The organism is Flavobacteriales bacterium (assembly GCA_016779995.1).
Taxonomy (GTDB): domain Bacteria; phylum Bacteroidota; class Bacteroidia; order Flavobacteriales; family UBA7312; genus UBA8444.
Genome location: JADHMO010000009.1, coordinates 51,079 through 66,873 on the forward strand (window position 1 = coordinate 51,079; position 15,795 = coordinate 66,873).

The following is a 15,795-nucleotide window of genomic DNA, read 5'->3' on the forward strand; positions in this document are numbered from 1 at the left end:
TTGCACCAAAATAAAACTGGATGCTAAACACAATAGAAGAAGCTATTGAAGACATCAAAGCAGGTAAAATTGTTATTGTTGTTGATGATGAAGATAGAGAGAATGAAGGTGACTTTTTAGCTGCTGCTGATAAAGTTACTCCTGAAATGATAAACTTTATGGCTACGCATGGTCGTGGTCTTATTTGCGCACCATTAATTGAAGACCGATGTGAAGAATTGGAACTTGAATTAATGGTGGGCAAAAATACAGCCGAATACGAAACCCCTTTCACCATATCAGTAGACCTTATCGGTCACGGCTGTACCACAGGTATTTCTGCTAGTGACAGAGCAAAGACTATTAAAGCTTTAGTAAACCCTAACACTAGAGCCAGTGAATTAGGTAAACCCGGACATATTTTTCCATTAAAAGCTAGAAAAGGTGGTGTCCTTAGAAGAGCTGGACATACCGAAGCTGCAATAGATTTAGCTCGATTAGCTGGACTCTATCCAGCTGGTGTTATTGTTGAAATAATGAATGAAGACGGTTCAATGGCAAGAATGCCTGAACTTAAAGTCATTGCTAAAAAACATCAACTTAAAATAGTTACCATTAAGGATTTAATTGCTTTTAGAATAAAAAATGAAAGTCTTATTGAAAAACAAATAGATGTTGACTTGCCTACAGAAATAGGTAATTTCAAACTACATGCCTTTCGTCAAATTACTAATGACCAAACTCATTTAGCTTTAGTAAAAGGAAAATGGGAAAAAGATGAGCCTATTCTCGTCAGGGTTCACTCATCTTGTATTACAGGCGACATTTTTGGTTCCTGCCGTTGTGACTGTGGCCCTCAGCTAGAGGCAGCTATGCAAATGGTGGAAAAAGAAGGCAAAGGAGTAATTGTATACATGAATCAAGAAGGAAGAGGTATTGGCTTGTTAAATAAACTAAAAGCTTACAAGCTACAAGAACAAGGCAGAGATACCGTAGAAGCCAATGAAGATTTAGGATTTAAAGCCGATTACAGAGATTATGGTGTTGGTGCTCAAATCCTACGCTCATTAGATGTTCACAAAATAAAGCTAATGAGTAATAATCCTAAGAAAAGGTCTGGACTTATTGGGTATGGCCTCGAAATAGTAGAAAATATTGCTATTGAAATAGATTCCAATGAACATAACGAGTTTTACCTCAAAACTAAGCGAGATAAATTAGGACATCGACTGTCCAAATTAGATGATGAGTAAACCCATTATTATACTCGGTATAGAATCTTCTTGTGATGATACCAGTGCTGCTATCATTCAAGATGGAAAAATTTTATCTAATATCATAGGTAGTCAAAAAATTCACCAGCAATATGGTGGTGTAGTACCAGAATTAGCATCTAGAGCCCATCAGCAAAACATAATTCCTGTCGTTCATCAAGCTATCAAAGAAGCAGGAATCCACAAAAATCAAATATCGGCAGTAGCATTTACTAGAGGACCTGGGTTGCTAGGCTCACTTTTGGTCGGCGTATCTTTTGCTAAATCCTTTGCCCTAGCTTTGGGCATTCCGATTATTGACGTTAACCATATGCAAGGGCATATTTTGGCTCATTTTATTAAAGAAAAAGATGGCAGTGGCAAGCCGCCGAACTTTCCGTTTTTATGTCTTACTGTATCTGGTGGACATACTCAAATAGTAAGAGTTAAGAATTACCTTAATTTTGAACTAATAGGAGAAACCATAGACGATGCTGCCGGCGAAGCTTTCGACAAATCTGCAAAACTTTTAGGACTGCCCTACCCTGGCGGACCACTAATTGATAAATACGCTAAAGAAGGCAACCCTAATGCTTTCACTTTTGGCATACCCAAAGTCGATAGGCTTAACTTTAGCTTTAGTGGGTTGAAAACAAGCATACTCTATTTTATTCAAAAGAAGACCAAAGAGAATCCTCAATTCATTGAACAAAACTTAGCAGATATTTGCGCCTCTATTCAGCACAGTATCATCAATATTTTGATGAAGAAAGTAGAAAAAGCCGCAAAAGAAACGCAAATAAACGATATAGCAATTGCTGGAGGAGTATCAGCCAACTCTGGCTTAAGAATACGACTAACAGAAATGGAGCAATCACACCAATGGAAAACATACATTCCACCATTTTCGTACTGCACAGATAACGCAGCTATGATAGCTATTACGGGCTATTACAAGTACCTCAATAAAGAGTTTTGTAGTCAAGAGATTACTGCCAAAGCAAGACTCAGCATCTAGCCAAATTGAATTTTGGACAAATAAGCTTCATACTAGATTAAAAAATCGTTATATTAGACGTTGAATATCTAATATTTGAAGTAGATTGCTTCCGTAGTAGGCATATCTGTTTTACATTTGTATTAGTTAACTTTTACTAAACAGGTTTATTATGAAGCAATTATTATTTCTATTGGTCACTTTAATCAGCTTAAACTCACAAGCTCAAACATTATGCGAACAAACCTACACAACAGGCAACTATTATGTGTTTGAAGTAGCTATTCCAACAACAGGAAATGGATTGCCTAACATGGCACCATTATATGCTTACACCACTACCCTATTAGACACTTGGGAAGACAGTTGTTTTGGTGGCCCTTGTACACATATTGTATACAACGAGTATAATGAAGATTCAATCACGACATGCATATCTTATACTTTAACAGACTCATTCTATAATGTGGACACATTGGAATGTTGCATTACTCAATACTGGGACGGCAATGTATGGTCAATAATTTCAGATACTGAAATGAATTGTGAAAATCTAGAAATTATGGTAACGTCATCATCGGAATCAACTATTAATATGACTTCTAACGCTGAGTTTTGCATGGATCAGAGTTTGGGGCCATTTACTTACTCGTGGTCAGCATACAGCACCGATGGTGATTTTATTGTATGGTCTTCTGAAGAAGATTTGAACACCTACTTAGGCAATAACATTTCACTCACTGATTCAATTGATGTTTGCTTTGGATTGACTGCTGCCAATGGTGATGTTTGCGAAGTATGTGATACACTTTTTTATAATGGACCTATTTATGAATGGATAAGCATAAATACTGAAAATCAAGCAATTGATTTAGATTGTGAAGATATAGAACTCAATATTTCTTCTTCTAATGATTATCAAATTGTTATGAACTCCAATGCAGATGATACAGAAGGCGTATTAGGATATTACTGGATAGTCTATGATTTTTTCAACAACATTATTTCCTCTAGCTCATCTATCGTTCTAGACCAAAACATGTTTTATGACTCCTTAAATGTATGTATTTCAATTGTTGATGAATATGATGAAAACTGCGATGTATGTGAAACCATATATTGGTCTGGAGAAAATTGGTCTATGGATACAAATGATATCTATGATGTAACGGATTATTTGTACACAATTTGTGACACCTTAGAAGTAATATCTGAAGTTTCAACTGAAGAGTGGGTAATACTTTCAACAAACTTATTTTTTCTAGACTATTTAAACTCAAACAATCTATTAGATGAAATTTCTTTTAACTGGCAATCATGGGGTAACGATTTAGTATCAGAATCCTCATCAATTATTACATTTTACGCACCAAATAGTGAAGATGATTATTATTTCATGTTAGAAATTTTATATGATGAAAATGGTGAAAATTCAACGATTCTCTGTCAATACCCATTTCTAATAAATTGGAATCCAAACAACTACATGTGGCAACCTTTGAGCATTCAAATGAACCAACTACCAACTTCTATTGACTCATACCATAATGAATTGCAAAACAAGAAGTTAGTGAAAATAACTGACGTTTTTGGAAGAGAAGTTAAAGAAGAAAAGAACAACTTACTTTTCTACATTTATGAAGATGGGAGCGTTAACAAAACTTATTTTATAAAATAATGAATAGACAATTTATACTCTACATTATACTAGGACTTTTATTCGCCCAAAAGGTCTATTCACAGGTCAACCTAAGTGTTCATAGTGTAATTCACTCTGACACACTAGATGCCAATGTTCCTTTTTATATCGACTTTGAACTTACTAACAATGATACTGTTACATTCAATGAAATTGTAAAAATTAATTTAAGTTTTGCCTTACCAAACGACACCAGCTTTATTGAAGAACATATCATACTTGGAATTAATCAATACCAAGGAATAGATGTAGGAGAAAGTTTATCTTTCAGCATTGAGTTAATAGAGCCTCAAGACATGTATCAACAATCAGGTGATAATTTAGTCGTTATTTGGCCCTCATCAGTCGCACCACTTACAACCGACACAAGCATTACACCTGTTTTTATTAAGGAAACCACTAGCAACATAAAAGATTACTTTATTTCAAAAGAAAACAATGCAAAAGCAGTGGACTTATTAGGAAGAGAATATGACTCTATACATGCTATTCCTAGAGGAACTATATATATCAAAAAGGGAAAGAAACACATCAAAAGTCTAAGGTAATTCATGAAAATACTAGATACAGTTATACAGTCCCTTTCTAAAGAAGAAATACGCTTTTATAAGCTGTTTGTTGGAAGAACAAATCAATCTAAAGAAAGAAAAGACCTCAAACTTTTTGATTTAATTAAAAAAAATTTAAACCAAGATTATTCTAAAAAAGCGATTAACAGCTTAAATGTTACATCAAATAATTTTTACCAATTAAAAAATAGAATTTACAACGACCTGAATAATTCTATGGTGTGGCAACACATCTCAAAAGATCAGCAATCCAAATCTTTTAGTTTCATTTTACTTTCAAGAGTTTATAAAAATAAAGGCGAACTAGATTTAGCATATCATTACTTAAAGATTGCTGAAAAAGAAGCTATTAAGCTAGAACTCTTTGAAATATTAGCCATTGTTTACTCTGAAATCATTGAACTATCTCACGAGCTTATATCCATCGATTTGGATAAATACTTTAAATTAAAAAAAGAAAACTCTAAAGCAAGAGCCGAAATAGAAGATATAGACACGCATCTAGCTAAGTTGATGTATGACATAAAAACCAAACAAAATTTTTCTAAATCTGATTCGGCTCTAACTCAACTTTTAAACGCTCATTACCAAAAGAATGCTGAAAATAAAAAGGTTTTAAATTCACCAAGATTTAAGCTTAGACTATTTAAAATGTATAGTCGCTTATTGCTACAAAAAAAAGATTACAACACCTTAGAGTTATACTTATCGGAATCATACGATGACTTCACCAAAAATGATTTATTTGGCAGACATAATCATAATGATAAACTAACTCTACTTACTTATTTAGCAAACTGTTTGCATAAAACAAATCAATTTAAAAAATCATTGGAAGTCGCTGAACAATTACACCATGCGATGAAAGAATACGAAAGCTTTTTATATGATAAGTATATCTTCTATTACTACAATGCTCTAGTGCTAAATTATGCTAAAGAAGATAAAGAAAAAGCTCTAGAGACTTTACAACTAGCCAAGAATAATGAAACCATAAAAAAACTTCCAGGCTACACTTCTTTTATTTACTTAAACACTAGCTTAATTTATTATTACCAAGAAAAATATAATTCTGCAAAAACAAATATTTCTAGGCTTATCCAACAAGAAGACTTTCTTTCATTAGATGTGGTTTTTCAATTTAAAATCTTAATTGTTGAATTAATTATGAGATTAAAATTGGATCAATATGAACTTATACTGGAGAAAATTGAGAATTTAAAATCTAATTATGAATCCCTTATTTCAAATAAAAAATTATCTAGGGACAATAAAGCTTTAGCTTGTATTCAACAACTTGCAGAAGGCCAGAATTTAGATAAAAAAACTCTAATTAGTTTTTTTGAAAATAGTCATGAAGAAGATATCATAGACTATTCTGAGTGGGTCAGCAAAATATAAAAGAATTTGTCTACTATTTTCAACCTTTAATAAATCAATGTTATAAATTTTGATTGAAGTAATAAGTAAATTTCTATTGAGTTTTTTAGAACTTGTTTTAAGATTGTTAATTATCAAATATTAACCGTAAATTGTCGAATCTTAAACACAAGATGTTCAAACAATTTAAAATATCATTAAATAGTGTTTTTTTAGTTTGTATTTTGTTTCAAACATACAAGTCTAATGTGTTTGCACAAACTGATGATGTTTTTACAATCTATCTAGTCAGACATTCTGAAAAGGATTATACCTCTAATAATACATCAGACTTACCACTTTCAGCATGCGGTGAACAAAGATCACAAGATCTAAGTAATTTTTTGAATGACATTCACCTAGATGCCGTTTACTGCACTGACTACACTAGAACAAGAAATACAGCTTTGCCAACTGCTACTGCAAAAGATATTGATATCACATTATATGACACTCAAAATCTAAATTCATTTTCTAACCATCTTTTGACAAATAAACAAGATGCCCTAGTTGTAGGACATACTTACTCAACAGGTGTTTTAGCAGGACTACTCACCAATCAAAATATTGGTGATATTGATTTAGATATTTATAATCGAATTTATCAGGTTGTAATTTGTGGCGAGTCACGGAAACTTAATTTATTTAACTCATCTTTTGAATGCATTGAATAAAACCAATTTACAATTTAACTAACCTACTATGACAAGACAATTTATACTAACTCAATTTATACTGCTTTTTCTATTTAGTTTTTCTTGGGCTCAAGTGGTTGTGCCAATTACAAACTACTCTGTAAATAACAGTGGTCAAGCTCTTCTTTCAATAGAGGCTCAGGAAGGTAAATATTATGTCCTAACTTCTCAGCATAGTCCTACATTTGAATGGGCTACCTCAGTGAATATTGGCGTAAACGGAACTATGATTATCTCTGATCAAGGCGGCTCCTATCCTCTTGAAAATTATACCATTACCGAATATGATATTGCTAACCCTGGTGATATAGATGGAGATGGCATCGATGATATGACAGAGTTAAATAATATGCCTACGGATGCACCCATAAATTTTGCTCAAGCCATTGATTTTGAAGATGGTGCAACTTCTATTCCTGATGCTGAAACTTTCATGCAATTAGCAACTGTAAATAATGTAGGATGGGCTCCTTTTCTTGACGGACAACTTTATGTAAAATTTGGAATATTGGATAGAGACAGTCCAGAACCAAAGGTATATTTCATCAATAGCAACACCTATACTATTCATGGGGCATTTTTTGCTGGTATAGGTGCTTCAGTAACTGGAGATGATGGTTCAGGAGAAATTGTATTTAATCCAAACAGTGGAGTCAATGGTACATATTCTTTTAACTTCTCATTCGGCAATACCTATGAGTTTGAAGATGCTCAAAGGACATACGAATTGTTAGTGGCCAATATGCCATTTCTTCAGAACAATATGAATCACTTTATTAGTGAAAACAACGAAAACTATTATTTAACAAATTATGCTGATGAATATGAAGATTCAAGAATTAATGTAGTACTAGAATATGATGTTTTTGGAAACATCAATTATATTCCCTTTCATGAAGCAGAAGGCTATGGTTACTTCAAACAAATGAGTCTTGACGAAACTCCTGGCTCAAGAGATATCGTACTTTACGATGCTCTACCCAATTCTTTACCAAGAGTTGGTGGCATTATTACTTCAGTCATACAAACACCACTATCGCATGTCAACTTAAGAGCCATACAAGATAATGTTCCTAACGCCTACATTCAAGACCCATTATCTATTGACTCCATTGCTAACTTATTGAACAACTATGTCTATTATAAGGCTGAAAATGAAACCTTCCAATTTAGAGAAGCCACACTTGAGGAGGTTAATAATTGGTACGATGCCTTAAGACCTACTGAGCCTCAAATACCTGCGCGGGACCTTAGTATAACAGAAATAATGCCTCTAGATGACATAGAATTTGATATGTCAACCGCCTTTGGTGCAAAATGCTCAAATGTAGCTACAATGCGATCGTTTGGATTGCCCGAAGGAACCATCCCCGATGGTTTTGGTATTCCATTTTACTTTTATGATGAATTCATGCAATACAACAACTTCTATCTGGAAGCTCAAGTCATGATAGATAATCCTGCATTTCAAAACGATATCAATTTCCGTATAGATCGTTTAAAAATGTTCCGTGACGACATAAAAGATGCGCCAATGCCACAATGGATGATGGATCAGCTTCAAGCTATGCACGATGACTTCCCCGCAGGAACTAAAGTAAGATGTAGATCCAGTACTAACAATGAAGATTTACCAGGGTTTAGTGGTGCTGGTTTATATACTTCAAAAACTCAACACCTAGATGAAGGGCATATTTCGAAATCTATCAAACAAGTCTATGCTAGTATGTGGAACTTTAGAGCTTATGAAGAACGTGACTTCTATCGAGTAGACCATTTTATGGCAGCTATGGGAGTACTGTGTCACCCCAATTTTGAAGAAGAAAAATCAAATGGTGTTGGAATTAGTATAGACCCTATTTACGAAACAGAGAACACCTTCTATTTAAACACACAACTTGGAGAGTCATTGATTACAAACCCAGATCCAAATTCTTTACCAGAGGAAATATTACTATATGAAGATCCTGAAGAAGCAGCTGGCTATTTGGTACTACAACTGTCTAACCTTGTTGATCAAGGACAACTAGTGATGGACCAAAGCTATCTCGATCAAATGAGGGATTACTTATCTGTTATCCATGATGAATTTGCTATTTTGTACGATGTGGTGGGTATTGAAGGCTTTGGTATGGACATAGAATACAAGGTAACAGCTGATGATCAACTAGTCATTAAACAAGCTAGACCATGGGTGTCATTTTGGGCAGATATTAAAGCAGACAATGATTTAGAATTCACAGAGTTTACAAGTCCAACATCGTCTTCCGACTTAGGTAGTAATGAAATTATAAGTGCAGTAGTTTCTAATACTGGACTAAACCCTATGAGCGATTTTACCTTAACATTATTAGTAGATAATCAAGAAATTGAAACTTTAACAATCTCTGAAACTATTGAGCCATTTTCTAATGCAGAATTTCAATTCGAAACTCTACAAGATTTCTTAGAAGTTGGAGAATATTATCTTACAGGAATTGTAAGCGATACTGATGATGAATATGGAAATAATGACACCTTAAGGTATACGCTCAATAAGATTCATCAACTAGATGCAGGAGTAGTTCTTGGTACTCTTAATCAAAATTGCAACAACGATGTTGAAGCAACAATTATCGTAACTAATAATGGAGAAAGTACCATAAATAGTGTTCAATTTGAAATTATTATTAATGATGAAAGCGCAGGATATTTCAATGAGCAAGTTGAAATTTCATCACTAACAGAGGAGAAAATATCTGTCATTGTTGATGCTAACTTTCAAGCTAATGACAACGAAGTCGAAGTAAGCTTTATCTCCATAAATGGTCAAATAGATCAGGATGCATCCAACGATTATGCTGTTTCCATTTTAGATGTACAATCAACCTATGATTATGTTACTTTGATAATTAACGGTGATTCATACCCGTATGAGATATCTTGGGCAATTATTGACTTCAACGATAACACTATTGCTAGTGGAGAACTTGGTAATGGAGTTAATGATATAGAAGAAGAAATTTGTTTAGACTATACCTCTTGCTACTCATTATTCGTTTACGATTCTTATGGAGATGGAATTTTAGGTGATGGTGATTTTTCGGTTGTTAATTCTTTAGGACAAACCATTGTTTACAATGACGGTAACTTTGGTAGTCAAGCTATTGAAATAGTCTGTCCTGACGGATCTGCTTGTGCAATAAATGCAGATGTAGTCGTGACTCATTCTACAAACAATGATGGGATAATTTCAATTTGGACCTCATCATCAGAACAGTACAATTATAGCATAGATGGTGGCTTAAATTTTTCAACAGAAAATACATTTTCAGGACTAACACCAGGCGAATACAATGTTTTTGTTCAAGATGAAAGTGGATTATGCAACTATGAAGAAACGGTAATTGTTGATGAATGTATCTTAACCGCAGTTGATATTTCAGCTACAAATGTTACTTCTGCTACGATTGCAAATGGTTCTATAATTATTACTCCAACTTCTGGATTAAGCCCATATTTGTACAGTGTTGATAATGGACAAAATTTCCAAGAAGACAACGAGTTCTATAACTTGGCAGTAGGTAATTATAATGTAGTAGTTCAAGATGCTTCTGGCATTTGCGAATATGAAGTCAATGTTCCTGTTGAAGTTGAAGGAGGAACTGGAATAAAAGAAAATAGTAGTGATACAGATGATATCATTATTTATCCTAATCCTACCAAAGATCAAATATACATAGAGCTTACTTCAAATTCTAATTGGTCGGAAGAAATCATTATTGAAGTATTTGACAATGCCGGAAGATTAGTTAGTGTTGCTACATCATTAGACAATAACAAGACTAAAACAATGATCTCTTTAAATGGATTAGAATCAGGAATATATTACGTTAAATGCCATAACAAAACATTTAACAATTATTTCAAAGTTGTTAAACTCTAAAATCTTCTTAAAAAGCAGAAAACTATCTCAAAATGAGATGAATCTCCGCTTTGGTGGGCTTAAGTGTTCAATTTTAGAGCTTGACCTTAATAAAATGGTTCACTGAACTTATAAGAATTAAACTATTGGAATTTGTTTTTGTGATTTAAGTTACGCAGTATTGTTACAATGAAAATTTAAAAAATAATTATGAAACAATTTTTACTAACCTTTTTTATATCTTTAGGTCTATCTCAAACCACAAATGCACAAGTAATAACAGCTGTTCCTTGTGATATGTTGGGCATGTCTATAAATGTTGGTTCTCAAGAAACCTTTATCAGTATTTACCATTCAGGTCAATATATGACTCATCCAAGACCAGAAAATACCTTTACTTGGGAGTTTTCAGACCAACAAGGAAACATATTACATCAAGACACTATAGTTGATCAACAAACAATAGCTTTTGGTCATAATTGGTCATTAACTGATACAATAAATGTTACAGTAACTTTAGTAAATGATTCGGCTAATTTGGATAATTGGTATATTTCTGAAGGTTTGCCGCCTAATGGCAATTCAATTAACTGTCTTTTTGAAGATCAATTATTTTGGTATATAGATACATTTCCTAATGGAACACCTTATGGTTCTTGGACGTTTATTAATAATAATACAGGTATTGATTTAAATACTTCAACAGCTATTGATAATTTTGTTTTACATCATAAACGATTAGTTAAAATAGTTGATGTATTAGGTAGAGAGTCTAAAGAGATTAAAAATCAACCGCTTTATTATATTTATGATGATGGAACAGTGGAGAAGAAAATAATTCTTGAATAATTAAAAACCCACTCAATTGAGTGGGTTTCTTTTTGGTGGGCAATACTGGATTCGAACCAGTGACCCCTACCCTGTCAAGGTAGTGCTCTAAACCAACTGAGCTAATTGCCCAAAAATAGAATGCAAAAATAAGTATAAAATTATCACAATACCAAAGCAAGTAAAACACTTACATTTTAATTATTTATATTAAATTAGCATTAATTTAAAACTTAAAGCATGAAAGCTAGTCTTGCACTTAGAATTGTTTCAATTCCTTCTTTTATTATTTGCTGTTCCGTTTTCATCTTCAATGATTTTTATATAATGGAGGTGCTTTCAGAAGTAGATTATAATGACAATAAAGAAATTCGCTACTTGATTAATATTTGCGCTATTTGTGGAATAAATATATCCATACTGTTATTCAATGCCAGCACACTTGAAGAAAAAAGCGCAAGAAGAATGCTTAAAGCTAGTGGATTAATTTTTGCTATTATGACCGTTACTTTATTCGTCACTATTTTTTCTTCTGCAATAAGAATACCTCACTATATATTATTTATGGTATTCATCTATAGCGTATTTTCGTATGCTATTGCCTATAAGACTGAAAATTAAACTAATTTTTAAATATCAAAAACAAGCATGAAAAAAATCGCTTTTTTATTATTAAGCCTCAGTAGCATAGCATTGAAAGGTCAAGAAAATAAAACCACCAAATCAGATTGGGAGCTAGGTGGTACATCTCGATTAAATTTTTCTCAAGTGGCACTAAGCAATTGGTCTGCTGGAGGTCAAAATTCTCTTACCTTAAATGGGCTGATGAGTATGCATGCTCACAAATCCAAAGGCAAAGGAAGATGGGAGAATTTTTTAGAAATAGGTTATGGAACTATCAAACAAGGTCAAAGTAGTTGGATAAAAACGGATGATAGAATCGATTTTACTTCCAAATACAACTATGAAGCTAAAGGCAAATGGTATTATGCTGCTTTGCTAAATTTTAAAACTCAATTGACAGATGGTTACAACTACCCTAACGATAGTGTTAAAATTTCAGGCTTATTCTCTCCAGCTTACTTTTTAGAGTCTTTTGGTTTTGAATACAAAGCCAATGATAAGTTCAGTTGTTACATCGCTCCTGTTACTCTAAAAGCAACTATTGTGGGCAATCAAGACTTAGCCAATTTAGGTGCTTTTGGGGTAGAAGCCGCAGATGTAGATACTGCAGGTAATATTCTTAGAGAAGGAGAAAATACGCGTACCGAATTTGGTGGCTACATCAGAATATATTTCGACACCGAAGTAGTAGAAAACATAAACCTCAATACTAAATTAGAGCTATTCTCTAACTATTTAGATAAGCCTCAAGATATCGATGTCAATTGGGAGTGTTTATTATCCTTAAAAGTAAATAAATTCATTTCAGCCACTTTATCTACTCAACTGATTTACGATAAAGACATTGATATTGCTACAGACTCTAACAATGACGGTATTATTGATACTATGGAGCCAAAAGTTCAATTCAAAGAAGTGTTTGGTTTAGGGCTTACATATACTTTATAAGTAAGGTTTTTACACTCCCTAGATACACTGCGTTTATCTATCCCCTCTCGATAACTATCGGAACAAGAGGGGAGTAAACTCATCTTTCTAGCTAAGACTTACAACACTCTCCTTAATTACCGATAGGTGTCAGGAGACGAAGATGGCAAAGCCATCAAGAGTATTTCTTTAATACATATATCACTTACTAATTACTCCCCTCTTGTTCCGATAGTTATCGTTAAGGAAAGATGGCAGAGTCATAAAGGGGTATATAATAGAAAAGGACAAGTATTAACTTGTCCTTTTCTAATTGTAAGATGAATTCCTAAACTTATTCTATCACCACAAAAGTGAATTCTCCGTTTACTTTACGGCCATCTGTTACCCCATTATCTGAGTCTGTAATACGTACTTTAAAACCATTAGCTTGTTGGTCGTAGTAGGTAATACTTGGTGCATCATTACCATTAGAACCTGATGCATTACCACTTCTTTGAGTTAACTGAATAACGTAATTTGTAGAAGACATGGCAGCAGTAAATGTCACCTGATACTCACCTGTTCCTATAGAAGAAACGGAAGCGTTAGATGTACCTTGACCCGTTCCAGTTGCAGTTACTTTACCATAAGCTTTGATAGGTGAAGAACCTCCAGAATTTGCTAATGGTGATAAATCTACCACTACCGCATTTTGATTTGCTGAACCTTCAATTTCTAAAGACAATTGATTGTTTGAAGAGTTGAACGTAAACGACTGAATTTTTTGATCATCAGTACCTGTACCATCATGGAATGAAGCAATAGGAATAGTATTCACACCAGTATTTGACTCTAAAGATATACGTAAATTGCCTCCACTTACGTCAAATAAATCTACACCCTGATCATCTGTACCGACTCCTCCGATTGAAGACTGTGGCACTTTTTTTACTATACCAGCACCGTCCACTACTAACACATTATCTGCAGAAGAACCAGCTGTTGTTACAGGAATTAACACATTACCATTATTTTTAACTTCAAAATTTACTCTGTTTGCATTACGTACTTGCAAACCATAATTGGTATTAGTATTAGTTGCACCTGTATTGACCAAAATACCATAACCACTTCCATGTGCTAAATAAACGTTTGAAGAACCATTTTCAAAACGACTTTGCCAATTACTCAAATTATTTTTAACATGAAAACGACGTTCAGGCGACCCTGTACCGATACCTACATTACCGTCAGAATTAACTATAAATCGACCACCTACTACTCCAGGCGCATCCATACGCATAACTCCAGGCGCCATAGATAATATAACATTATTCGTCTCATTAGAATAATCCGCATTACCCAACCTAACTAAACCAGAGGCAGGAATTGCATTAGCAGCAGCATTTATCTGTAACTTAGACGCCGGTGTAGTCGTACCAATTCCTACTTTACCATCACTCTTTAAAGTCATTTTTTCAACACTATTTATTCTAAAGCCTAAGTCCTGACCACCTTTAGAATTCAACAATGTTCTACCTAATGAATTTTGCATTAAAGCATAGCTACTAGAGTTAGCGTTACTTTGTTCAGCAATACCAAACCAACCTGTTTGCATTAGACCAACTTCAAGCCCATTAATTTTAGTGTGATTACCTGCTCCTTGAATTTCATGAGTTGACATATTTAAAGTTGTTGTGGCATTATGATTTCCTAGATTATCACCACCTGCCAAGCCAGCTAACGAACTTAAATCAATTGTATGATTACCATCGCCCTCTAAACTAAAGCTCATTACTCCTGCAGCACTCAAACTTAAATTTGTAAGCTTCTGATCATCTGTACCGCTATTATCTAAGTGACTCAAATTTATCCCCTGAGAAGTACCATCTTCTATACCAATAGTCAATACATTAGTTGTTGTATTAAAAGATGAACCAGTAATGTTCTGATTATCGGTTTCATAAAATGTAATTTCATTACCACCTTCTATACCAATTTGGTGTTCTGTAGAACCAGGTACTCCGGTTAATTGTGTTTCCATATGTGTCAGATTCTGATCGTCACTACCCAATACACTCGCATCTATCTTCTTTAACAATCCATCACTACCCACCATAACTACATCATCAGCAGCAACACTACCAGAAGTCATAGAAGTTATCTTAGCATTACCAATAACGTGTAATCTCGTATTAGGAGCTCCTGTACCAATACCCACATTACCATTAGAATTAACTGTAAATCGACCACCAACTACTCCAGGTGCATCCATACGCATAACTCCAGGTGCCATAGATAATATAACATTATTCGTTTCACTAGAATAATCCGCATTACCCAACCTAACTAAACCAGTCGCAGGAATTGCAGTAGCAGCAGCATTTATCTGTAACTTAGATGTCGGTGTAGTCGTGCCGATACCAACATTACCAGTCCTGCCAATAACAGATGTTACATCCTCACCATCAACATTCCAAGCATCACCATCAGCAAATGATGACTGTGGTAATTTCTTTAATAGACCATCTGTACCTGCAACCACAACGCTATCAGAAGATGTTCCAGCTGACATGCTAGTAATCTTAGCATTACCAACAACGTGTAATTTAGCCCCAGGGGAACCAGTACCAATACCAACCTTACCATCAGAACCAACTATAAAGCGACCACCAACTACTCCAGGCGCATCCATACGCATAACACCAGGCGCCATGGATAATATCACATTATTCGTCTCATTAGAATAATCCGCATTACCCAACCTAACTAAACCAGATGCAGGAACTGCAGTAGCAGCAGAATTTATCTGAAACTTTGATGTAGGTGAAGCCGTGCCAATACCAACATTACCCGAACGACCAATAGCTGAAGAAATATCTTCGCCAGTTACGTTCCAAGCATCACCGTCAGCATCTG

The 15,795-nt window shown here is 34.2% G+C and carries 11 protein-coding genes and 1 tRNA gene; 10 read left to right on the top strand and 2 right to left on the bottom strand.

Annotation, left to right across the window (positions count from 1 at the left end; all coding sequences use genetic code 11):
- Nucleotides 1–20 precede the first annotated feature (20 nt).
- The 8 genes from ISP71_06685 (at nt 21) to ISP71_06720 (ending at nt 11,364) form a co-directional block, all read left to right on the top strand.
- A complete protein-coding gene (locus ISP71_06685; GenBank protein MBL6663772.1) occupies nt 21–1,232 on the top strand; it encodes a bifunctional 3,4-dihydroxy-2-butanone-4-phosphate synthase/GTP cyclohydrolase II in 1,212 nt (403 codons plus the stop codon).
- Nucleotides 1,222–2,250: a tRNA (adenosine(37)-N6)-threonylcarbamoyltransferase complex transferase subunit TsaD gene (gene tsaD, locus ISP71_06690; protein MBL6663773.1), complete on the top strand. Its 1,029-nt coding sequence runs from the start codon at nt 1,222–1,224 to the stop codon at nt 2,248–2,250. The genes ISP71_06685 and tsaD overlap by 11 nt, the downstream gene beginning before the upstream one ends.
- Before the next feature lie 151 nt (nt 2,251–2,401).
- Nucleotides 2,402–3,907: a hypothetical protein gene (locus tag ISP71_06695; GenBank protein MBL6663774.1), complete on the top strand. Its 1,506-nt coding sequence runs from the start codon at nt 2,402–2,404 to the stop codon at nt 3,905–3,907.
- The gene (locus ISP71_06700) at nt 3,907–4,476 is read left to right on the top strand and encodes a hypothetical protein (protein MBL6663775.1); all 570 of its coding nucleotides are present in this window, start codon (nt 3,907–3,909) and stop codon (nt 4,474–4,476) included. The genes ISP71_06695 and ISP71_06700 overlap by 1 nt, the downstream gene beginning before the upstream one ends.
- 3 nt (nt 4,477–4,479) lie before the next feature.
- Complete coding sequence (locus tag ISP71_06705) at nt 4,480–5,898, top strand: hypothetical protein (protein ID MBL6663776.1); 1,419 nt, start codon at nt 4,480–4,482, stop codon at nt 5,896–5,898.
- Nucleotides 5,899–6,050: 152 nt separating this feature from the next.
- Nucleotides 6,051–6,590 carry a histidine phosphatase family protein gene (locus ISP71_06710; GenBank protein ID MBL6663777.1) on the top strand — a complete coding sequence of 180 codons (540 nt, stop codon included), beginning with the start codon at nt 6,051–6,053 and terminating at the stop codon, nt 6,588–6,590.
- 28 nt (nt 6,591–6,618) lie between these two features.
- Entirely contained in the window at nt 6,619–10,536 is a 3,918-nt protein-coding gene (locus tag ISP71_06715) for a T9SS type A sorting domain-containing protein (GenBank protein ID MBL6663778.1), read from the top strand.
- Between the two features lie 189 nt (nt 10,537–10,725).
- The gene (locus ISP71_06720) at nt 10,726–11,364 is read left to right on the top strand and encodes a hypothetical protein (protein MBL6663779.1); all 639 of its coding nucleotides are present in this window, start codon (nt 10,726–10,728) and stop codon (nt 11,362–11,364) included.
- A gap of 33 nt (nt 11,365–11,397) precedes the next feature.
- Here the strand turns inward: ISP71_06720 and ISP71_06725 are convergent.
- A tRNA-Val gene (locus ISP71_06725) sits at nt 11,398–11,475 on the bottom strand.
- Between the two features lie 108 nt (nt 11,476–11,583).
- On the opposite strand from ISP71_06725, the gene ISP71_06730 reads away from it, so the two are divergent.
- Nucleotides 11,584–11,964 (top strand): hypothetical protein, encoded by a 381-nt coding sequence (locus ISP71_06730; GenBank protein MBL6663780.1) that lies wholly within the window; start codon nt 11,584–11,586, stop codon nt 11,962–11,964.
- A gap of 27 nt (nt 11,965–11,991) precedes the next feature.
- Complete coding sequence (locus ISP71_06735) at nt 11,992–12,915, top strand: DUF3078 domain-containing protein (protein ID MBL6663781.1); 924 nt, start codon at nt 11,992–11,994, stop codon at nt 12,913–12,915.
- Between the two features lie 313 nt (nt 12,916–13,228).
- Here the strand turns inward: ISP71_06735 and ISP71_06740 are convergent.
- On the bottom strand, nt 13,229–15,795 hold a 2,567-nt coding region (locus tag ISP71_06740; protein MBL6663782.1), incomplete at its 5' end, for a hypothetical protein.